At 69.5% G+C, this 18793-nt stretch carries 19 protein-coding genes; 12 read left to right on the forward strand and 7 right to left on the reverse strand.

The window, feature by feature from the left end; genetic code table 11:
- Positions 1–171: 171 nt before the first annotated feature.
- Both OO54_RS35845 and OO54_RS35850 read left to right on the forward strand, forming a co-directional pair.
- Complete coding sequence (locus tag OO54_RS35845) at positions 172–1563, forward strand: hypothetical protein (RefSeq protein WP_033211103.1); 1392 nt, start codon at positions 172–174, stop codon at positions 1561–1563.
- 118 nt (positions 1564–1681) lie between these two features.
- Positions 1682–2419 carry a VOC family protein gene (locus OO54_RS35850; RefSeq protein ID WP_033211104.1) on the forward strand — a complete coding sequence of 246 codons (738 nt, stop codon included), beginning with the start codon at positions 1682–1684 and terminating at the stop codon, positions 2417–2419.
- Positions 2420–2464: 45 nt separating this feature from the next.
- Here the strand turns inward: OO54_RS35850 and OO54_RS35855 are convergent, their stop codons facing one another.
- Positions 2465–2812 carry a hypothetical protein gene (locus tag OO54_RS35855; RefSeq protein WP_157856574.1) on the reverse strand — a complete coding sequence of 116 codons (348 nt, stop codon included), beginning with the start codon at positions 2810–2812 and terminating at the stop codon, positions 2465–2467.
- Positions 2813–3081: 269 nt separating this feature from the next.
- On the opposite strand from OO54_RS35855, the gene OO54_RS35860 reads away from it, so the two are divergent.
- Both OO54_RS35860 and OO54_RS35865 read left to right on the forward strand, forming a co-directional pair.
- Positions 3082–3792 carry a hypothetical protein gene (locus tag OO54_RS35860; protein WP_157856575.1) on the forward strand — a complete coding sequence of 237 codons (711 nt, stop codon included), beginning with the start codon at positions 3082–3084 and terminating at the stop codon, positions 3790–3792.
- A 279-nt stretch (positions 3793–4071) separates the two neighbouring features.
- Complete coding sequence (locus tag OO54_RS35865) at positions 4072–4644, forward strand: GNAT family N-acetyltransferase (RefSeq protein ID WP_017238049.1); 573 nt, start codon at positions 4072–4074, stop codon at positions 4642–4644.
- A gap of 185 nt (positions 4645–4829) precedes the next feature.
- Here the strand turns inward: OO54_RS35865 and OO54_RS35870 are convergent, their stop codons facing one another.
- Positions 4830–5186, reverse strand: coding sequence for a DoxX family protein (locus tag OO54_RS35870; protein WP_033211107.1), 357 nt, complete (start codon positions 5184–5186; stop codon positions 4830–4832).
- Positions 5187–5463: 277 nt separating this feature from the next.
- Between OO54_RS35870 and OO54_RS35875 the strand changes: the two genes are divergently transcribed.
- The 4 genes from OO54_RS35875 (at position 5464) to OO54_RS35890 (ending at position 9470) form a co-directional block, all read left to right on the forward strand.
- Positions 5464–5949, forward strand: coding sequence for an NUDIX hydrolase (locus tag OO54_RS35875; RefSeq protein ID WP_033211108.1), 486 nt, complete (start codon positions 5464–5466; stop codon positions 5947–5949).
- 202 nt (positions 5950–6151) lie between these two features.
- Entirely contained in the window at positions 6152–7279 is a 1128-nt protein-coding gene (locus OO54_RS35880) for a DUF6183 family protein (RefSeq protein WP_033211109.1), read from the forward strand.
- Positions 7280–7599: 320 nt separating this feature from the next.
- On the forward strand, positions 7600–8694 hold the full coding sequence (locus tag OO54_RS35885; RefSeq protein ID WP_033211110.1) for a serine hydrolase domain-containing protein: 1095 nt from the start codon (positions 7600–7602) through the stop codon (positions 8692–8694).
- The gene (locus tag OO54_RS35890) at positions 8694–9470 is read left to right on the forward strand and encodes a MerR family transcriptional regulator (protein ID WP_033211113.1); all 777 of its coding nucleotides are present in this window, start codon (positions 8694–8696) and stop codon (positions 9468–9470) included. The genes OO54_RS35885 and OO54_RS35890 overlap by 1 nt, the downstream gene beginning before the upstream one ends.
- A 272-nt stretch (positions 9471–9742) precedes the next feature.
- On the opposite strand, the gene OO54_RS35895 is transcribed toward OO54_RS35890, so the two are convergent.
- Entirely contained in the window at positions 9743–10303 is a 561-nt protein-coding gene (locus tag OO54_RS35895; RefSeq protein WP_033211114.1) for an ArsR/SmtB family transcription factor, read from the reverse strand.
- A gap of 56 nt (positions 10304–10359) precedes the next feature.
- Between OO54_RS35895 and OO54_RS35900 the strand changes: the two genes are divergently transcribed.
- On the forward strand, positions 10360–11265 hold the full coding sequence (locus OO54_RS35900; protein WP_033211116.1) for a S41 family peptidase: 906 nt from the start codon (positions 10360–10362) through the stop codon (positions 11263–11265).
- 424 nt (positions 11266–11689) lie between these two features.
- On the opposite strand, the gene OO54_RS47860 is transcribed toward OO54_RS35900, so the two are convergent.
- Entirely contained in the window at positions 11690–11860 is a 171-nt protein-coding gene (locus OO54_RS47860) for a CU044_2847 family protein (protein ID WP_324611707.1), read from the reverse strand.
- Between the two features lie 414 nt (positions 11861–12274).
- Between OO54_RS47860 and OO54_RS35910 the strand changes: the two genes are divergently transcribed.
- Positions 12275–13084, forward strand: a complete 810-nt coding sequence (locus OO54_RS35910) for a polysaccharide deacetylase family protein (RefSeq protein ID WP_399524109.1) — start codon at positions 12275–12277, stop codon at positions 13082–13084.
- Between the two features lie 1200 nt (positions 13085–14284).
- On the opposite strand, the gene OO54_RS48435 is transcribed toward OO54_RS35910, so the two are convergent.
- Positions 14285–14878 carry an NAD(P)H-dependent flavin oxidoreductase gene (locus OO54_RS48435; RefSeq protein ID WP_280818594.1) on the reverse strand — a complete coding sequence of 198 codons (594 nt, stop codon included), beginning with the start codon at positions 14876–14878 and terminating at the stop codon, positions 14285–14287.
- A 366-nt stretch (positions 14879–15244) separates the two neighbouring features.
- On the opposite strand from OO54_RS48435, the gene OO54_RS35925 reads away from it, so the two are divergent.
- On the forward strand, positions 15245–15442 hold the full coding sequence (locus tag OO54_RS35925) for a hypothetical protein (RefSeq protein ID WP_033211117.1): 198 nt from the start codon (positions 15245–15247) through the stop codon (positions 15440–15442).
- Between the two features lie 1238 nt (positions 15443–16680).
- Positions 16681–17412: a hypothetical protein gene (locus OO54_RS35930; protein WP_078905534.1), complete on the forward strand. Its 732-nt coding sequence runs from the start codon at positions 16681–16683 to the stop codon at positions 17410–17412.
- A 309-nt stretch (positions 17413–17721) separates the two neighbouring features.
- Here OO54_RS35930 and OO54_RS35935 read toward each other — a convergent pair whose 3' ends face one another.
- Both OO54_RS35935 and OO54_RS35940 read right to left on the reverse strand, forming a co-directional pair.
- A complete protein-coding gene (locus tag OO54_RS35935; RefSeq protein ID WP_033211119.1) occupies positions 17722–18396 on the reverse strand; it encodes an NUDIX domain-containing protein in 675 nt (224 codons plus the stop codon).
- Complete coding sequence (locus OO54_RS35940) at positions 18393–18776, reverse strand: NUDIX hydrolase (protein ID WP_033211121.1); 384 nt, start codon at positions 18774–18776, stop codon at positions 18393–18395. Before OO54_RS35940 ends, OO54_RS35935 begins: the two co-directional genes overlap by 4 nt.
- Positions 18777–18793 lie beyond the last annotated feature (17 nt).

The following is an 18793-nucleotide window of genomic DNA, read 5'->3' on the forward strand; positions in this document are numbered from 1 at the left end:
GTACAGTGCTGTCGCGAGGGTTTCGAGGTCTGTCGTCACAAACGGACCAACGAGACCCTCGCTTCATGCGCCCGAAGACTTCGGACTTACTCGTCTAGGAGATCATGGCCGCGGGCCGGTCGGGCCGGTCGGGCCGGTCGGGTCGAGGCAGAGCACAGGGGCAGGGGAATCATGGTCGCTTTCCACGCATCCGCGCTGGACGGAGTCGCCGCCAACCCGGCACTGCCGACACCGCTGCTGCTGCGCTTGCTGACCTTCGACGGCGGCGGTCACGGCCCGCCCCGTCGTGTCCTGCAGCGGGCCGCACTTCCTGAGCCGGCCATAGCGGCGATTCTGGCTCACCCGCTCCAGCGTGCTCGGATCGACTTCGCGATGAGCGCCGGGGCCCGGCCTGCCGAGCGCGCCCGGCTCGTGGACGACCCCTCACCCAAGGTCCGGGCAGCTCTCGCGTACGGCCCGGAGTGGCCCGACCCGCGTACGCCGGTAGCACCTCTACCGGACGCCGTGTGCGCCCGCCTCCTCGACGACCCTGACCCTTCCGTACGGACGGCCCTGCTGGAATCGCCCTATCTGACACCGGCATTCGTGGCCTCGCTGGCCACGCACGGCGAACCGGAGGCGCGCCGCATCGCGGTGCGGGAATGGGAAGCCCTGCCGGCGGGCGAGCGGTCGGCGCTGTCGGTCGACCCCGACTCCGAGGTGCGGCGGGCCGCCGTACTTCGGGAATGTCGGCGGGACGCACGCCTCACCACCGAACTCCTCCGCGATCCGAAGGCCGCCGCCCAGGCGCTGCGCTACGGACTCCTCACCCTTGCCGACGCCGAACGGTGCGTCGCCGAACGGACGCACTTGGCCTCCCTGGCCGAGAACCCCTCCCTGCCCGCCGACCTCGTGGAACGGCTCGCCACCGACCCCGACGAGGCCGTACGGCTCGCGGTCTCCCTCAGGCCCGAACTGGACGAGCCCCAGCGCATGGCGATCGACTTCACGGTCGGGGACCACGCCAGGGGGGATGTGGAGTGGGTACGTCACGGACTCACCGATCCCGAAGTGCTGCGCCGGGCCGCGACCTCCGCCCATCCGCTGCTCCGGCGCACCGCCGCCCAGAGCCCCCACCTGCCGTCCGACCTCCTGCGCAGGCTCGCACGCGCCGAGGACCCCGTAGTGGAGAACCTCTTGAGCATCCACCACCCCGACACCCCGCAGGAGGTCTTGATGCGTGTGTTCGCGCGGCTCGGCGGGACGTTCTCCGCCTGGATGGCACAGACGCACCCCCGCTTCCCTCGCCACGGCCTCGCCGCGCGCTACGCGGACCACCCGGACGGGAACTACCGCCGGCTGGCCGTCCGAGACCCGGCCGCCACCCCCGAACTGATCGAACGACTCAGCCACGACCCCGAGGTCTGGACGCGCCAGGCGGCGGCCAGTGACCCCCGCCTCCCGCTTGGCCGCCTCCGGGAGGCCCTCCGTGTCCCCGAGCTGGCCTCCAGCGCGGGAGCCAATCCCGCGCTCCCCGAACGCGAGATGGCCGCCGTCCTGGACCGTGCCGACGTTGCCGCCTGACCGCCGGCCAGAGCCTGCCCAACCGTGTGTGGCGCTTTCCCCGACGGATCGCCCGGACGGTCTCGCCACACCCCGCACCCCACGCCCTGCGGCGGCGGCAGCTTCTAGGATCTGCGGCATGGCAACAAGACTCGTGCAGATCAATATGAAGGCCCAAGACGACTCCGCGCTCGGCCGGTTCTGGGCGGAGGCGCTGGGGTGGGGGGTCGACAGTGAGGGACCCGGCGTCACCAACCTCGAACCCGTGGGTTTCGCGTACCCAGACCCCGTCGCCGTCTGCATCGACATCGTCGCCCGCCCGGAAGTCAAAACGGTGAAGAACCGGGTGCACCTTGATCTGGCCACCACCTCGACCGCCCATCAGACGGAGTTGGTCGCGCGCTTGAAGGATCTCGGAGCGACGCTCGCCGACGTGGGTCAGGGAGACGTCCCCTGGACGGTCATGGCCGACCCGGAAGGCAACGAGTTCTGCGTCCTGGAGCCCCGCCCGATCTACCAGGACACCGGGCCGATCGCCGCCGTGGTCGTCGACTGCACCGACCCCCGAAGGATGGCCCGGTTCTGGGACCAGGCGATGGACTGGACGCTGCACGAGGTCACCGACGACCACGCGTCCATGCGATCCGCCAAGGGCGTCGGCCCCTACCTGGAGTTCATCCGCACCCCCGACACCAAGAGCGTGTGGAACCGCGTCCATCTCGACATCAGCCCCTACCCCGGTGACGACCTGGAAGCCGAAGAAGCCCGACTGCGTGCCCTGGGCGCCTCCGACCCCGGGATCGACCAGTCCGCCATCTCCTGGACGGTTCTGACCGACCCGGAAGGCAACGAGTTCTGCCTCCTCACTCCTCGCTGACCTGAGTAGCGGCTCCCGTTTCGCTTTCGGGTCAGCGGTCAGCGGTCAGTGGTCAGCGGGGAAGACCGCTGGCGTCAGCGCAAGCCGGCAGAGACGAGGACGGCGCTCCCGGTGATCCCGTGCGTCATTGGACGCCAGGAAGATCACGAGCTGCCCGCCGTGGTCTTCGCCGGTGCCGTCCTGCCCGTCCTGTCTGTCCTGCCCGTCCTGCCCGTCCTGTCCGGCCTGCCCCGGCGCACCCGGGCCGCGGCGGGGACCGCACAGGCGGGCCGCTTGGCTGAAGGTGGCGCACCGGTTCCGCCAGATCACCTTGGTCTCGGAGTGGTTCGCGAGGCAGGCGGCCACGACGTCCGCGGTGCGTCGGGTAGCCGGTCGATGCACCTGTTCCGCCATGGCCAGGCGGGAGCACAGCCCGTCGTCGCATAAGGACCGCCGGGTCCACAGGAGGAGCAGCACCCGCCTTGCCGGCCCCCAGCGGCCGGCCCGGCCCACGCACGTACGTACTGCGCGCACGCGACGCCGCAAAACCGCACGAAGGGCACTTCACCATCGTCTGACCGGCATGCAGACAGATCCGATTCCTCACCCGGCCTTCCTCCACCTGGGGCACTTGTCGGCGCGCATGCCTCAGCATGTAGACCTGCACCCGGCAGCATGACGGCGTGAAGCAGATCGGTGGTGGGAACGAAACTGCTCCAGCGTTCGACGATATTCAGGCCGGAGTGGGCAAACGGCTGGACGACGTGGCCAAGATCCTCGCCGGGGCCCTGGTCACAGTGGCCGGAGTCATAACCGCTCTTGGGTTGACGAGTGACCTCGTCTTCGTGGCGCTCAACAACGACTCCTGGCCCATCTACGTCGCCTCGCTCTGCGCCATCCTCGCGATCGTCTGCAGCATCGTGGCGTTGCTCATCCGCCCGACCAAGAGGGGCAACCTGTGGGAGACCGTCGTACTGGTGGTCGGCGTGATCCTCTACATGGTCGCCCTGAGCGTGGCGGTCGTCGGCGCGGCCAAGGCAGCAGGCGGCAACGGCAGACCGACGATCAGCAACGTCGAACTCGAAGGACCGAGATCGAGACTCAAGCTGAGCTTCGGCGTACGGGCCGACGGTGTCGAGACGTGGGCGACCGTCGGCGTCTACGTCGTCGCCGTCGACAAGGAGGGGAACTCCCTCGACGGCCCGTCAGACCTCTATGCGAGCAGCCTGAGGCCCGACGACCGGGGCAGGATCATGCAGAACGTCAGCATGCCGGTCTCGGCCGCACGAGACGCCTGGGGCCTCGAGATCGTCGCGATCAACGCCGGCGGTTCCGATGAATGCGAGGCCAAGGTGGTGCGCGGAGCCACGTGCACGACGATCCAACTTCCTTGATCACGATCTTCCGAAGACAGCGCTGCCACAGCCTCGTCAGAAGCGATCACCTGTGGGTGGGGACGTCCACTGAGCAGGTGTGCGGTCGTGGTCGAGCCAAGCCGAGCAAGGACGAGCCAAGCCGACCCGAGCCGAGCAAGGACGAGCAGGGACGGCCGGTACTCAAAGGTCGCCATCAACGTCGAGGACATGGAGTTGCCGCGAGGATGCTCCTCGTTCGCGCGCGTATGGCCCCCACGGCTGTGTGCGTCGTCCCGTACGTCATGACATCGTGGCGCCATGACCATCGCAGTTCGCCCGGCTTCAGTCTTCGAGGATGTCCGTACGCTCGTCGGTCCGAAGTCTCCTGAGGCCAACGTCTGCTGGTGTCTGAGCTACCGGATCCCGTCCAAGCTCAACAACGAGCTCCGTGGGCCGGCCCGCGGTGAGTACGTCGCCGATCTGTGTCGGAAGGCAATCCCTCCGGGGGTGCTGGCTTACGACGGTGACGAGCCGGTCGGCTGGGCTGCCGTGGCACCGCGTTCGGACACCGCATTCGCGCGCAGCCGCAAGATCCCGCACGTGGACGACCTGCCGGTCTGGTCGCTGTGGTGCATCCGTGTACGCCCCGGTCATCGCAAGAAGGGGGTCTCGCACGCCCTCATTGCCGGTGCGGTCGAGTTCGCCCGAGACCACGGCGCACCGGCGATCGAGGCGTACCCGCTGGACAGCGGCGACGCCAAGGTCGACATGACGATGGCGTACGCCGGGATCCGGAAGAACTTCGAACGCGCCGGGTTCACCCATGCCGCCGACACCACTTCGGTGCTGGCCGGGCATCCCCGGGTCGTGATGCGGCTCGACCTGCGCTGACGGATCCGCCCCGGGTCTGTACGGCCGACAGGCCGGTGGCCATCGGTCGGCGATCGAATGCGGCCGGCGACCGCAGGACCGACGTATTGCAGTGAGGGCTGGAGCCCTTCACCCGTTCGCGGTGGCGGTCTTCGACGTCCTCGATGGGGCATTGCTGCGGAATGGGAACGCGCGACGCGACCGGTTCACACGCGGCCGTGATAGGCCAGGTTCACGGCCAAAGCGGCCGCAGGCAGGCAGAGGAACACGAACCACGGGCCCAGTGCGTAGTCCCCGATTCGGAGATGAATCCAGAGGGCGCCGGTGAAGTACAGCATGAGACCGGCAGCGGCGAGGGCCCCCACCAGTGGCACGGCGAACCCGGTCAGCAACCCCAGCGCGCCCGCCCCCAGCAGCGTTCCGAGCGGTCGCATCCAGGAGCGGGGCACGCCCAACTTGTCCGCCTGGCTCTTCGGGTAGTCGTGCCCGATGAGGTTGGCGACGGCAGCCACACCGTTGACCAGCGAGGCGACGAGAGTGACGCATAGGTAGGCGGCGAACATGTGGGTCTCTTTCCTTCCGGACGGGCGACGAGAGCGGGGTGTTCACCGCATGGACGAAACGAGCCCCCTGGAACGTGACACGTCAGGTGCTCGTTTCGTACGCCATTCGCGGACGGCTGTCCGAGCGTTGCCCTGGTTCGTCGCATCCCCTCCTCGATCCATTCCGATGGTTGGTCTTCATGGCCCTGCATCGAGGCAGCCCTGACTTACGGGTCATGCAGGGAGCGATGACCGCCCAGTGCCGGGTCGGTTCTTGACGGGGTAATAGGCTGTGCCAATGGTGTTGTTGAACCTGCGTCATTCGGTTCGTGCGATCATTCTGGATGAGGAGGACCGCATCCTGCTGTGTCGGTTCTCTCTTCCCGAGAGGGTCGTCTGGGCTGCTCCGGGGGGAGGTATCGAGCCGGGCGAGAGCCCTTATGCGGCCCTGTGCCGTGAGCTGGACGAGGAGGTCGGACTCGTCCTCGTGGAGCCGCCGCCTCATGTGTGGCATCGAAGAGTGGTCGAGCCCGGCTACGTACAGGAGTATGACGGAGCCATCCAGGACTACTTCCTCGTCCGCACCGCGGCATTCCAGCCGCGGGGAGCGCTGTCGCATGAGCACCTGGTCGCGGAGAACATCACGGGTTTCCGCTGGTGGCGTTTGTCGGAGGTCGCCGAGTACCAGGGGCCGGATCTTTTCGGCCCGCGTGATCTCGCCGGCCCGCTGAGCAAGTTGATCAAGGGCGGAGTTCCCGAAAGGCCGCTCGAACTCGGTTTGTAATGCCGGTGGTTCCTGGTATGGGTGGCTGTGCTGGGGAAACGCTCGTGTCTGTGTTGTCGTCGGTCCCTGCGAGCTCCGTGCATCCGGCCGTGAGCGAAGCAGACCGCGCCTTGTGGATTCCTCTTCATGTCTCGTGATCGCATACTCCGGACGCTGTTGCCTGGTCCGCCCTGTCCCCGCGACACGGCTTAAGATCGAGACCGTGACCGAGGAGATCCAGAAGATCGTGGCGGAATTGCCGGGGCTGACCGACGTAACCGGTGTGAATGCGATTGTCGATGAGCGGGTCGCGCGCGGGGAGGCGGCTTTCGCCGCGGATCTCGGCATCGCGCTTTCTGCGGCACGCAAGGCCGCAGGGCCGTCGGCGTGGCAGTACGAAGCGGTCCTGGATCACCTGCTGCGGCTGCTGGCCACCACCCCAGGCCCCGGGAACGCCGCCCAGGCGCTGCGGTTGGTTGCCTCCGCGTTCGACTCCAGCGGCAAGGGGGCGCGGTACCCGGCCTCGCTGTTGGCCACCGGTCACACGGCGGAGGACCTGGCACCGGCGTTCACCGGCTCCGCCTCCGACGAGCTCCGCAGCTGCTTGCTCCAAGAACTGGTCCTCAGGGGTGCGCCCGTCGCGCAGAATCCGGCAATCGCCACTTGGGCGGCCGCGCCGGAGCGGCTGGGCCACCCCTTGTCGTGGCTGCCGCTGACGTTGTCGGGCATCGAGTCAGAGGCGGCACTGCCCAGCCACGGCGTCGGGAGCAGCGGCTGGGCAACGCCGTACGGGCCGTCGAGCCACAGATCCGCTGCAGCGGCCCGCGGCACCGTCACAACTGGGGTCGTCGACACGACCTCGCCGGCTCAGGCCGCAGCGATGGCCGCGGCAGTGGCGACCTGGACCGACGAGTCCAACGGGCGGGTCGAGGCTCGCGTCTTCGACCTCACGGAGCCTCTGGACGCCGAGGCGATCCCGGGCGCGCTTCTGACGCTGGGGCTGGAGTGTCTGGCCGGCGTAGAGAAGAGCTCCGGTCTGTCGGGCATCATGCGGACGCCGGCCGAGGCGTGGCGGGTGCTCTTCGCGGCGGCATCGACCGGAGGGGCATACGGGTACGGCGCCTTCGGCGCCTACGGCCGACTGGCGACCTGGCGGTCCATGGCAGCGCTGGTGGGGAGCCCCGAGGACGCGACCCCCGCCGAGGTCGAGGCGCGGGCGCTGGACTGCGTCTGGTACGGCTTCGACGCCGACACCGAGTGGTTCGAGCAGGTGGCCTGGGACTTCGGTCTGGCCGCCCTCTCCCCGAACCGCCGACGGCTGACCGTACTGGCGGCGACGGACACCGACTGACCCTCGTTGCGGTTGCGGTTGCGGTTGCGGTTGCGGTTGCGGTGTCCGGGGAGCCGGCCCGTCGACGGTGTCGACGGCGTGGGCGCCTGCGTCCGGCGGGTGGGGTGGCTTTTACGGGGGAGAGCTTCGCTGTTTACGGCCCTGGGGGACTGGCTTGGACACCCGCCCCAGAGGCGCGGGGTGGAGAGTTCCCTCTGGCAGTGGAGCCGGCGGGAAGTGGCTGTGGGGTGGATCACGGTTGAGGTTGACCTTGGGTCAAGGTGGAGGCTCATCGCATCGGCGCGACGCCGACCGGGGTACAACCGATGTGAGGGAGCAACATGTCCATCAACCTTTCCGGCCAGGGGCAGGATCGTCCGCAGCTGCAGGAGGCGATCGAGGAGTTGGTCGAGTCGGGTTTCGTCGGGGTCCAGCTCCGGGTGAACGACGAGCAGGGGGAGTGGGTCGGCAGCGCCGGAGTGCGCAGGCTGGGGCAGAACGCCAAGGCGGTGGCGACCGGGCACTTCCGTATCGGCAGCAGCACCAAGAGCTTCGTCGCCACCTCGGTGCTCCTACTGGTGGCCGAGGGCGGGATCGGCCTGGATGCCCCGGCCGATGACTATCTGCCCGAGTTCGGTCTCGACCGGCGGATCACTGTGCGGATGCTGCTGCAGCACACCAGTGGGATCTTCAACCACACCGGTGAGCTGTATGAGGACGGGACGATCGCGCGAGGGGTTCCGTGGCAGGGCAAGGAGTGGGTGGACAACCGGTTCAAGACCTACCTGCCCGAAGAGCTGGTGCGGTTGTCGTTGTCCAAGCCGGCGCGGTTCGCGCCGGGTACGGGCTGGAGCTACGCGAACACCAACTACGTGCTGGCCCGACTGGTGATCGAGAAGGTCACCGGCCGTTCGTTCGCGGAGGAGTTGCAGCGGCTGATTCTGGGACCGCTGGGGATGACCGGCACCCTGGCGCCCGGCGCCTCGCCGGAGATCCCCGAGCCGCACAACCACGGCTACTACCGCTACGAGGACGGAGGGCAGGAACGAACGGTCGATGTCACCCGGCAGAACCCGTCCTGGGTCGGAGCCGGCGGAGACATGACCTCGACCACCCGTGACCTGCACACGTACTTCTCCGCGCTGATGGGCGGCAGGCTCCTGCCGGCCGAGCTACTGGCCGAAATGCGCACGCCGGAGGCGACCGTCGGCTACGGCCTGGGGGTGTTCGCCCAGGAAACGCAGGGCGGCACCGTCTTCCACCACAACGGCGCCACCATGGGCTCGGCGGCGCTGATGTACAGCACCCCCGACGGCAGTAGGACCCTGACCGCCGGACTGTCCTGGGTCGACGACGCCGACCTTTCGATAGCACCGGCATTCCAGACCGCCCAACAGCGTTTCGTCGACCAGGTGTTCTGCGGCAAGCTGGACTGATGAGGAACGGAGTCACGATCGGGCAGGCGGCCGCGTTCGTCGGCGTAACGGTGAAGACGGTGCGGCACTACCACAAGCTCGGCCTGGTCGCGGAGCCGGAACGCGACAGCTCCGGCTACCGGCGGTACGGATCCGGCGAGCTGCTGCAGCTGGTGCAGGTACGGACACTGGCCGCCGCAGGCGTGCCACTGGCCGAGATCGAGCCCATGCTCGACGCCGACGCTACGCAGTTCGGCGCCGCGCTCACCGACGTCGAGCGGCAGCTCACCGAACACATCGACGAGCTGGTCGCCCGCCGCGACACACTGCACCGACTCGCCGACGGCGACCGCGCCCTGCTGCCCGACCGCGCCTGCGCCATCCTGGACCGGATGCCCGGCCTCGGCTTCGGCCCCGACTACGTGGCCGCGCAACGCGAGGCCCTCGTCCTGGCCCGGGCACTCGTACCGGAGGGCTTCGACGGCTTCCTGACCCAGCTCGAACACGGACTGGACGACCCCGAGTACATCGCCTTGACCAAGCGCGGCTGGGAGGCCGAGACCTGGGAACCGGACGACCCCAGGATCGACGAACTCGCGACCGCCATGGCCGACCGCTACCTCGCCAACCCCGCACTGCTGGGAGACCACGCCAGCCGCCAGGCATGGGCCAAGGCATCGGCCCAGTACAAACTGATCAACAGCCACCGCGAGGACCAGGCCCCGGTCGCGGCCCGCCTGACCGCCCTCACCGAGACCAAACTCCGCTCCGCAGGCGTACCCATGCCGTACCGATGACGGAATCCCCGTCCCGCCGAAAACGGGACCCCGCACCTCGCTCCGCCAGAGTCCCGAGCTGGCGCGGGCTCAGTCCGGTGAACGGGCTGTGCAGGACGGCTCCGATGCCGTGAGCACACCGGCCACAGCGTGCATGGGGCCATAGCGACCTGGCCAGGCCAGGTCAGATCTGGTGTCCCTCATGTTCTTGGGCGGCGTTGTCCTCGGCGCTGCCCGAGCGGTCATGGGATGGCCCAGCCGTCAGGGCCCGGAGAACTTTTGCGGTACAGCACTTAGGTGGTGCTGGTGGTGCTGGTGGTGCTGGTGGTGCTGGAGGGCGCGGCCTGCTGGTAAAGCGCCACCAACACGCCGTGCAGGGGCTGTTCCTCAGTGTCTTCCTCGGCCTCGTCGACCAGTCGGGCGAGGGTCTCGCCGAGCTCTCTCGCCTTCGCCGGGTCAAGGCGCAGGTGGCGCAGCGTCAGTTGGGTCTCGGCGGGGGAGCGGTCCAGTTCCTGGGCGACGGCGGTGAGCATCGCGGCGGTGCCGGCCGCTTGGGGTTCGGTGACGACCATGTGGCGGGCGGTGCGCTGGTGGTACTGCTCGGTGCCGCCGCGGACCTGGCGGGTCTCGGCGATGTGGATCAGCCCGGCTTCGCGGAGCACTTTGAGGTGGTGGGCAACGTTGCCCTTCTTCGCGTCGAGCTGCGCCGCAAGTTGGCCGGCGGTGGCGGGCCGGTGGCCCAGGGCGAAGAGCAACCGCTGACGCAAGGGATGTGAGAGCGCCGCGAACTGTTCAGGTGCGCCGATCTCCAGGACGTCCTCAGGAGGCGGCAGGTAGGGAGGCTGATCATGCATACCAAAGTGTCTAAAGTCTTTGACGCTTTGGCAAGGGCGGTGCTCTACTTCCTGCCGTGACGACTTCAACGAAGCTTCTGCCGGCCCCCGTCATCGACGAGACGGTCCGTCTGGTGACCGAGCACTACGTGTTCCCCGAGATAGCCGAGCAGCTCGCCGGCCTGCTGCAACGACGCCTCGCCGAGGGCGCCTACGACGTCGGCGACGCCGAGGAGCTCGCTCGGCTGGTCACCGCGGACCTGCAGTCCGTCAACGGCGACCGACACCTGAGACTGAAGCACCACGCCGACCCGGTGCCCCCGGCAGAGGGGGCGGCCACCCTGGACGCCATCCGCCGGGACTTCGACACCTCGCTGGGCGGTGCGCCCCGGGTGGAGTTGCTCGACGGAGGCATCGCCGTCGTGGAGCTGGCACCGATGCTGTTCCCGCTGGAGTGGGCCGCCGAACCACTGAACGCCGCGCTCACCCTGGCCTCCCGCGCCCAGGCGCTGATCGTGGACCTTCGAGCCAACCGAGGCGGCGCCCCGGACACGGTCGCCTTCGTCTGCAGCTACCTCCTGGACGAGCGCACCCACCTCAATACCATGCAGTGGCGCGGAGGCAAGCGCAGCGAGCAGTCCTGGAGCCAGCCCCACGTTCCCGGCGCGCGCTTCGGCGGCACCAAGCCGCTGTACGTGCTGACCAGTGACAGCACCTTCTCCGCCGCCGAGGAGCTGGCGTACGACCTCCAGCAGCTCGGCCGCGCCGTAGTCGTCGGCGAGCGCACCCGCGGCGGCGCACACCCCTGCCAGGGCTGGACCGTGCACCCACACCTGGAGGCCACCGTTCCCGTCGGCCGCGCCGTCAACCCCGTCTCCGGCACGAACTGGGAAGGCACCGGTGTCCAGCCGGACATCGCTTGCGCCGCCGCCGACTCCCTCGACCGCGCTCACGCGCTGGCCCTCGCCCGACTGGCAGGCTGACCCAGTCCGTGATCGTCCAGCGGTTCGGCGAGATCGTGCGATGGTCCGACTGGGGAGTCCCGTAGGCGGCTCGCGCCGGCATGCCCTGCTCTTCGCCGGAGCCCCACTTCGACTTCGACGTGAGTCGGTACGACGCCGAAATCGCTTGCGCCGAAACGGACCGCTGGTGGCAGGCGTACCTGTAGCCAGTGCCGCGGGAATCACGTTTGCTCCCGCCATGCGTGGGACGGTCGTACGGCCAGGGGCCCATGGGTTTGGTCAAGGCGGTCAGGTCGGTGTCGGGCGTGAGTTCACCCGGCGCGGTCACCAAGAAGCCCGCGCCCGCCACCCTCGCGTCCGGTCCGAGGATCTGTGCGACGTGACGGGGGAATCCCGCCGTACCACCGGCGCCGTTCTTCTCCGTCTCGTCGCCTGGCATCGGGGATCAGCCTCCGGACTCGTCCGTGGGCGAGGGATGCTCGAGGGCCTCCCACTGCCAGGACACCGTCGCTTTCAAATGGCCTTCGGCCCGGCTCTTCGTGATCACCGTCCCGGCCTCGAACGCCAGGTCGACCCCGAACTCGACCGTGATGACGTCCGGCCGTGCCTTGCGCAGCTACTGGTGAGTGGCACGGGCCACCTCCGTGACGGGTTCCAGGGACGCCTGCAGCGTGCCCGGCAGCTCGCGCACGGCCTCGCCCATGTGCCCGGGCCTTCACCGGTCCGCCCGTCGGGGACGGGCCTTCGACAGGGACGAAGCCTCCGCCTTCCAGGGAATGCGGGTCGGCGATGTCACGACGCCTCTTCCGTGCGTCGGGCCGCTGCATGCGATCGGCTTCGCTCGACGGAGGTGGGCGGAATCAGCCCAGGGCTCACTGCCCGAATCGTCGATTTCGGCGGCCTTGGCATCCCGACCCGTTTGCGCGAGACACCCGGGCGTCGCAGCGCGACGGCCGTGTGACACCCGATCGCCGTATCACGCACCGTGTCGGGTGCCTGTCGAGGGTCGAACGCCTGATAGAGCTCTCGTGTGAGCACGCTCCCCCGCTTGAAGCACTCGGTCGTCACCGTCGTCACCTGTGCCGTTCTGGCCGCCTGCGGCACGGCCCAGCCCACCCACGTGACCGCACGTCAGGCGACCCCGACCGCTCCTGCGGCCACCACTCCGTCCACGGTGCCACCGAAGCCGTCGCCCACTCCGTCCCGTATCGAGCCCCATCCGGTGGACTGCCGCAAGGCTCGCTGCGTGGCCCTGACCTTCGACGCCGGCCCTGGCCCCTACACGGCCCGACTCCTGGACATCCTCAAGGCCAAGCGGGTCAACGCCACCTTCTTCCTCATCGGGAAGAGCGGCATCGCCCGCTTCCCCGACCTCGTACGCAGAGAGGTGGGGGAGGGGCACGAGGTGGCCAACCACACCTGGAGCCATCCCCGGCTGACCGAGGTCCCGGAGGCCGAGATCCGCCGCCAACTCACCCTCGTACAGGGGCAGATCGAGCAACTCACCGGGCGCCCCCCGACGTTGATGCGGCCACCACAGGGCCGTACCGACCAACGGGTGGCGGAGGTCAGCCGCTCGCTCGGGCTCGCGCAGATCCTGTGGACGGTCACGGCCAAGGACTACCGCGACCACGACCCCGAGCTCATCACCCGGCGCGTCCTCGCCGGCGCGGCTCCCCGCGGCATCATCCTGCTCCACGACGTCTACCCGGGCACCGTCCCGGCCGTGCCCGCCATCATCGACGGACTGCGCCGCCGAGGGCTGACCCCCGTCACCGTCTCCCAGCTGTTCGCCCCCGACACACCTCAGCCGGGTCGCGCCTACCGGAACGCACCGTGAACGCACGGCCGGCGGCCGCGGCGACGGCTACGGCCGGGAGCCCCAGGGCGCCGGGCTCCGGTCGTCAAGCAGGGCGCAGAGAAGCGTTCCTCGGTGGCACCTGGACGCGTCAGGAGGGCCGGGTTCAGCGTGACCTGGCTGGTGACGGAGACCGTCACCGAGCGCCGGCCGTCGCGGGTGGCGGCGGCGAGCTGTGTGTAGCCAGGGTGTTGCCGGCGTGTCCGAGGACCGCGCCGCAGCGGGCGGTGTAGGGGAACGGACCCATGCCCGCCGCGTTGGCACCGGGGCCGGCCGGTTCGGAGGCGCCGCCGGGGAGGAAGTCCTGTCGGGCGTGGCGGGTGGCGGGGGTCAGCACCGGCTGCCCGGCGGGAAGAGCAGACTCTGACCGGCCACGAAGTCGAGGAGGCGACGGGAGTCGAGGTGGTGGCGGGGTCAGCCCGGACGGTGTCCTGGAAGGCCTTGCTCTTGCCGAAGTCCGGAAGTCCGCTGTCGTGGTTGAGGAGTTGACGCAAAGTCACCGCGTTTCAGCCGGTGAGCAGATGGGGCAGGCGCTGTCCGATCGTGTCGTCCAGGTTCAAGGCGGTCGGTCCACGAGACTCAGCGCGACCGCGCCGCTGAAGGCCTTGGCCACACTCGCGACGCGCATGTGGTCGCGGGGCCGGGGCGCGCCATCCGTGCCGACCTCGGCCGTGCCGGCCCGGTAGGCCCGTCGTACGCCGTACTCGTCAGGACGGCGCTCGCACCGGGCGGGTCTCCCGGAGCCGCCACCAGGTCGGTGAGGGCCCGCTGCAGCGCCGGGTCACCGTGATCGGAGTCGTACGGAGCCGATGGGGCGGCCTCGACCGGTGCGGTCACCGCGCCGCTTGCTCAAGCCCCTCATCAGCGGTCCGTCGATGCCTCCGGGCCCGGTGACACCACCCTCCGGATCATCAATGACAGGAGGGGGAAGTCATGCCGGACCCGAAGGCCGGAGGCCCCGTTGCGGAGCCACGGGAAAGGTGACGGGGATGGGGAGACGTGGGCTGTCTGCTCCCGGCTGCGTGGGGCCGATCCAGCATTCGCGTCCAGCATCGAGCGCCTCGACCGCTCTCTTCGCACGTGCGGGGGGATGTCTCGGAAGCCGACTCCCAGGCTCTGCGTCCCGTCATGTTGGATGGCTGCATGGCTAGGCGTCAGAGGAAGAAGCGGCCCCCCTTCGGTTTACCGAAGACGATCATCTTGCTGGCGACGCCGGAGGGCTGGGGCCACAGCATCCGCACCGTCGAAGGCGGCATGGTCTGCGGACGTCTCAGCACAGAGTTGCTCGATCCCGAAGTGGCGCTGGCTGCTGCTGCCGCGAACCTGAAGGAACTTGCCCGTGCCCTCCACGACACCACCGTGGAGGTGATGTGGGACCCCCGCCAGGAACCGTGGACTTGGACTGGGCAAGTCATTTCCGTTGCTGACGACGAGACCGTCCAGGCTGACAGCGGAAGTTAGAAGGCAAGCAGACTGCACGAGGACGAGCCCGGGGATGTCCTCCTCGCCCGGATGCGCCGCACACTCGAAGCAGTCGATGCTCACCGCGTCCACACCGAGGCCCTGCGCCTTGAGGGCGTGCCGCACGGTCACCGCCTTGTGGATCACCTTCACCCCCGTGTTCTTGAACGCCGCCACGTGCTCCGCCGGATTGCTCCCGGTCGTCTCGACCACCGTCACGCCGCTCTCGACGACGGCCGCGCGGTACTCCGCGTACGGCACGGGCTTGAGGGTGGGCAGGATGGTCAGGTTGACGCCGAACGGCCTGTCGGTCATCTCCCGGCACTGCGCGATCTCGCGCGAGAGGGACCTCCGGCGTGGACTGTGTGAGCGCCGTCAGAAACCCGAGGGCGCCCGCCTCGGCCACGGTGGAGATGAGCTCGGCGGTCCCACGCCGGTCACGCCGCCGCAGACGATCGGATGATCCACGCCGAAGAGGTCGGTGAAGGGAGTCGAAATCATGAGCGGGGCCGGCCAAGGCCCTCCCCGTTCTTGCGGGCACCGCGTACACACGCGGCGACCTCCGTGTCGCGGGCGGCGTGGCGCACCGACCGTTAGATTCGAACTCGAATCGACTTTGGATTTAATAGGCGCGGGCGCGGGCGCGGGGCTGTCAATCCCGCCCCTCGGAGGGAAGTTGTCTTGAGCGGCGAGACCCACAATGAGAACCAGAACCAGAACCAGAACCAGAACCAGAACGAGAACGAGAACCACGATGCGGGCTATGTGACTGAGCGATGGAAGATCAAGGGCACCGCATGGCGCGTGTTCTTCTGCGTCTTCGGCACGTACGTGTTCCTCAACGTGGTGGGCATGCTGGGGGCGCACGCGCAGAAGTAGTGCCCCTGCCCGGCGAACACGGCGGAAGGTCGGCCATCGGCCATCGGCCGACGGCCACCCCTCCGCCGTGATCCAGCCCGTCCCCGCTTCCCGTCGGCCTTCCCGGTGGCGGGGGGCGACCGCGCCGACCTGCACGACCCGGGATCGCACTACGAGCCCCCACGACCTATCGCGTCCACACGTGCCGGTGCCCCGACTGCCGCGCCGCCAAGAAGCGCTCCGCTGTGCGGGCCCGGAAGCAGATCCGGTGAACGCCGTGCGCGCCTGAAGCCTCCCGTGGGGAGCCGGGAGGCGGGCGCGGCCCCGCCCTTGCGGGCGACGCAGGGTGGGGCCGGTGCGGTGTCGCATCGGGGGATGTGTCCGCTGCGTTCACCCTGCCACCGGGCCGGTCGGGTACGCCAGAGGCGTGCACGAAGCATCCGTCGGCATATGCCCCGCTCGCACCGCCCTCAACGCATGCAACATGCGCCGACAGGAAAGGGCACTGGGGCCTTTCCGCTCCTCGTGCTTGTGGACACGGCATGAAGACGAGAGGACGGAAGGCCCAGCGGGTGAAGGTGACGACCACGACGGTCCCCGTGGAAGCGGAGCGGGTCGGGGGAGAGGTCCGGGTGGTCGACCTCGTAGCGGCATGAGTACGCGGCGACGTCCAACAGACCGCGGTGCCTCGGGTCCAGGGTGACCAGCGCCCCTGTGCCGCCTGCATGGCAGATGCCATGGGGCGCCGGCGCACTCCTCGCCGGCTTGTCACGGACGCGGAACAGGTGAGCCGGCCGGAGGTGCGACCGAGTTCTCGGCGGATGCGTTCCGACGAGGCCCGGCGAAGCGAGGGCTTCGCTCTGCCTCGCTTGGTGCCCATGTGGGATGTCCCGTAAGGGCAGCCGCTCCTCAGCGCGGTGAATCACCGCTCCCCGCGCGCGGTGAGGAGAACGGCTGTTGGGACGGGGTGGGGCGCGCTGAGTTGGCTGTCAGGGGCGAGGGCTAGGGTCGGTGGCGGACGACGACCACCAGCAGGAGACCTCATGCCGTCATGGCACACGCAGCAAGACGCCGTCGGGGCCCGGCCGGCCACGCCCCGGTTGCTGGCGCCGGTCCCATTCGACGTCGAGGCTGTCTTCCCGGAGCTGACCGGCACGGCCCGCGGGGTCACCTTGCTCTACCCCCGGGTTGGGCAACCGGGCCCGGGTGACAGTTCCATCGGTGGTCCGCTGTTGTGGCCGGCCGACGAGCCCTGGCCGATGTGTGCCGCGCAGGATCACTACAAGCCGCTCGCCCCGCCCGTCGGGCCCGAACCGGTCGCGATGGTCCCGGTGGTCCAGTTGTACGCATGGGATGTGCCCAGCCTCGTCTTCCCCGCAGGCACCGATCTGTTGCAGATCCTGTGGTGCCCGCTCGTACACGAGGACGGGCAGTACGCGGCCAACCCACGGCTCCACTGGCGCAGCGCGGTGGTGACGGCCGCCGGCGCGGTTGCCGGGGAACCGCCGCGCCCGCACACCGCGGAGGGGGACTATCTGCCTCGCCCGTGCACACTGTCGCCCACCACGGCCGTGGAGTATCCGAACTGGGACTTGCCGGAGGGGCTCGGTGCCCTGCTCGAGGAACGGTTCGAGGCCCTCAAGGAGGAGCGGGGCTACGACTACTTCGAAGTGGCCACCACGCAGCAGAGCAAGGTCGGCGGCTACCCGGCATGGACCCAGCAGCCTGACTGGCCGGACTGCGCCGACTGCGGCACCCGCATGGAGCGCCTGCTCAGCGTCACCGCGACCGAACCGGGCGTGGGCCGTTGGCTCCCCCTGGACGACCGGGACCCGCGCCACGACGCGACCCCGTCCTGGCGTGTCGAGGCCGATCCCGGCGCCCTCGACACGTTCGGGCACGACATGTGCCTGGGCGACCTCGGCGGCATGTACTTCTTCGTCTGTCGCCGCTGCCCCGACACCCCGTACACCCATCGCTACGACTGCTGAGCCTGACCTGGCCGGCTCGCGCGGGCAGCAGCAGGGCGCCCCGAAGCCATGACGGCCAGTTGACGCCCGCGCTGCCCGCGTGCGGGATGGTCTTGTATCAGCGACACGCTTGGGTCGCTGTGGTGTGTGGTGAGCGCTGTCGGGTCTCCTGGCCGCCGCCCTGGTCCGATCCGGTGCCGGTTCGAGAACGGCGTCCTGGTCGAGCGAGAGGGGGTCAGTGATGCGGCATGACGGGCCTCTGCCCCGGCGGTCGGCTGATCAACGCGGCACTGCGGGCCGGCCGGGGCATCACCGCGGGTGGGGACGTTGTCAGCGGCCGCTCGATGGGGCGAAGGGCCCGTCCAAGGCCGCCCATTGCAGGAGGAGGATGGTCTTCCCGTCGATGACGCGTCCGTCGCGGGTCATGGCGAGGGCCTGGGCGAAGGGCAGTTCGAGGACCTCGATGTCCTCCCCGTCCTCCTCGAGTCCGCCGCCGGTCCCGGTCCGGTCGGCCGGTGTGTAGGGGGCGGCGAAGAAGTGGAGGCGTTCGGTGACGGAGCCGGGGCTCATGTAGGCGTCGAGGACATGGGTGAGCGGGCCCAGGGTGACGCCGAGCTCTTCGGCGCTCTCGCGTCGGATGGCGGAGGGCGGGTCGTCCGCGTCGAGCAGGCCTGCGGCGGCTTCGACGAGCATGCCGTCGGGGTGGTCGTTGACGTAGGCCGGGTAGCGGAACTGGCGGGTGAGAAGGACGCAGCCGCGTTCGGTGTCGTAGGGCAGCACGACGGCACCGTTGCCGCGGTCGTAGGTCTCGCGCTGCTGGGTCTCCCAACGTCCGTCGCGGCGGCGGTAGTCGAAGGTGGTGCGCCGCAGGACGTGCCAGCCCTGGGAAGTGAGCTCGACGTCGCGGACCTGGATGTCGGGGTTGCGGTCCAGCCCGCGTCCGGCCTGGTCGAGGCCGGTGCGGCCGCGGTGGTCGGGGGTGTCGGTGCCCGGGCGGATGGTCACGCGGTCTCCCGCGGGGTGCGGCGGGGGATCTCGGCCACGTCGTGGTAGACGGGCAGGCCGAGGCGGCGGGCGGTGGCGACGTCCTGGTCGGCTCCGGCGGAGTCGCCGGGCAGGCGCAGTACAGCGTCGCAGTGCGCGAGCAATCGGTCGGCGGTCGGGTAGAGGACCTGGTCGGCGAGGGGGTCGGCGGGGCCCGCGCCGGCTGAGCGCAGGACGGGCAGGGCGATCCACTCCCCGATCACGGGCAGGTGACCGGTGGCGAAGACGGGCCAGGCGGCGGCTTCGAGGCGGGCGAGGTTGGCTGCCATGGCCTGCGCGTCGCCGTCGGTGCCGGAGCGATAGGGGCCGGCGATGAGGATGAGCATGGGCTTGTCGGGCATGTGCGCTACGATACATG

Source organism: Streptomyces wedmorensis (genome assembly GCF_000716445.1).
In the GTDB taxonomy this organism is placed as follows: Bacteria; Actinomycetota; Actinomycetes; order Streptomycetales; family Streptomycetaceae; genus Streptomyces; species Streptomyces wedmorensis.

Excerpts from the sequence above, each read along its gene's own strand:
- OO54_RS35895 (WP_033211114.1), bottom strand. The coding sequence starts at position 10,303 with ATGCATGATCAGCCTCCCTACCTGCCGCCTCCTGAGGACGTCCTGGAG.
- OO54_RS35855 (WP_157856574.1), bottom strand. The coding sequence starts at position 2,812 with ATGGCGGAACAGGTGCATCGACCGGCTACCCGACGCACCGCGGACGTC.
- OO54_RS35875 (WP_033211108.1), top strand. The coding sequence starts at position 5,464 with ATGGTGTTGTTGAACCTGCGTCATTCGGTTCGTGCGATCATTCTGGAT.
- OO54_RS35940 (WP_033211121.1), bottom strand. The coding sequence starts at position 18,776 with ATGCCCGACAAGCCCATGCTCATCCTCATCGCCGGCCCCTATCGCTCC.
- OO54_RS48435 (WP_280818594.1), bottom strand. The coding sequence starts at position 14,878 with ATGACCGACAGGCCGTTCGGCGTCAACCTGACCATCCTGCCCACCCTC.
- OO54_RS35850 (WP_033211104.1), top strand. The coding sequence starts at position 1,682 with ATGGCAACAAGACTCGTGCAGATCAATATGAAGGCCCAAGACGACTCC.
- OO54_RS35870 (WP_033211107.1), bottom strand. The coding sequence starts at position 5,186 with ATGTTCGCCGCCTACCTATGCGTCACTCTCGTCGCCTCGCTGGTCAAC.
- OO54_RS35890 (WP_033211113.1), top strand. The coding sequence starts at position 8,694 with ATGAGGAACGGAGTCACGATCGGGCAGGCGGCCGCGTTCGTCGGCGTA.
- OO54_RS35885 (WP_033211110.1), top strand. The coding sequence starts at position 7,600 with ATGTCCATCAACCTTTCCGGCCAGGGGCAGGATCGTCCGCAGCTGCAG.
- OO54_RS35865 (WP_017238049.1), top strand. The coding sequence starts at position 4,072 with ATGACCATCGCAGTTCGCCCGGCTTCAGTCTTCGAGGATGTCCGTACG.
- OO54_RS35845 (WP_033211103.1), top strand. The coding sequence starts at position 172 with ATGGTCGCTTTCCACGCATCCGCGCTGGACGGAGTCGCCGCCAACCCG.
- OO54_RS35930 (WP_078905534.1), top strand. The coding sequence starts at position 16,681 with ATGTGTGCCGCGCAGGATCACTACAAGCCGCTCGCCCCGCCCGTCGGG.